Origin of the sequence: Acinetobacter sp. V2 (assembly GCF_001188385.1) — a bacterium.
Taxonomy (GTDB): domain Bacteria; phylum Pseudomonadota; class Gammaproteobacteria; order Pseudomonadales; family Moraxellaceae; genus Acinetobacter; species Acinetobacter oleivorans.
Genome location: NZ_JZFB01000003.1, coordinates 308,030 through 309,198 on the forward strand (window position 1 = coordinate 308,030; position 1,169 = coordinate 309,198).

At 44.1% G+C, this 1,169-nt stretch carries 2 protein-coding genes; both read right to left on the reverse strand.

Annotated elements, in window-relative coordinates:
• Window positions 1-428, reverse strand: a 428-nt coding sequence (locus UC75_RS21535) for a fumarate hydratase (RefSeq protein ID WP_228137339.1), incomplete at its 3' end; no start/stop codon positions are given.
• A gap of 49 nt (window positions 429-477) precedes the next feature.
• Window positions 478-1,169 (reverse strand): MFS transporter (locus UC75_RS21540; protein ID WP_228137340.1); only part of this gene is annotated, 692 nt, incomplete at its 5' end.

The following is a 1,169-nucleotide window of genomic DNA, read 5'->3' on the forward strand; positions in this document are numbered from 1 at the left end:
ATGGTACAAGTGTCGAGTTCAGGCACAATACGCCAGTCTAACCATGGAATTTGAGTACCAGTATTGGTGCCCGTATTTTTTTCATCGAAGGTTTCAACAGCGTTGTGACGTAATGGACCTATACGAGTTGCTTCAGCAGTTGCTTCGCTCAAAATCTCTTGAAGTTCACCAAGCAAAGGGAAGTTAGCTCCTGCTTCAACGAAATATTGAATGACACCCGTGTCTTGACAGCTTGGACGGTTGAGCTTATCGGCAGCTTGCTGATTTTCTTCCATTGAGTCATAAACTGATTTAGCCAATGGATTGGTTTCTAAAGTACGAAGTTCAATTAACTTACTTTTCACATCTTTAGGTAGGCGTTTTCCAATATAAGCCGTAAATTTGGCCATGGTGTCCGTAAGGGACTGGACTGCAATATCTTTGTCCATGTTGTGCTCCTTGAAGAAACTTGTACATATCTAATTGATATAAATAGGGTTATTGGGTTGCTTTGGCAGTGTTTACTTTCACTTTTTGGGAGAAGCTCAACACTAGTGTCAGTAAGGTCGAGATAATGAGTAGGCCTGCAACAAAATAGAGTCCACCTGTGAAATCTCCAGTTTGATCTTTAATCCAGCCGATCATGGCAGGGCCTGCAAACCCGCCTAAATTTCCGATTGAGTTAATCGTGGCAATGCCTGCAGCTGCAGCTGATCCTGACAAGAACATGGTTGGCATGCTCCATAGTGGTGGTTTGGCACAGCTAATACCGACATTCACAATGGTAAGTGCTGCAATTAATCCAATGACATTGTGTGTGCCAGCTGCAATTGCGAGACCAACTGCTGCGGTTAAACATGCGAGAGCAACATGCCATGTACGTTCACTGGTGCGGTCAGAGTGTCGTGACCATAAAACCATGGCAATGACAGAAACGATTGGTGGAATGGCATTTAAAAGCCCGACAGTCATAGACGTTACGCCAAGCTGTTTAATAATTTGTGGTGCCCAGATTCCAAGGGTATAAAGCCCAGCTGACGTTCCGAAATAAATCAATGCAAGGGCAAGTACTCGTGGGTTGGCAAGACCGCGAAGAATGCTGTGATGCTGAGGTGCATTTTTTCCTACATCTTCTTCTTTCATGGTTTTTACAAGCCATTCGCGTTCATCCTGTTTTAACCAAGTGGCTT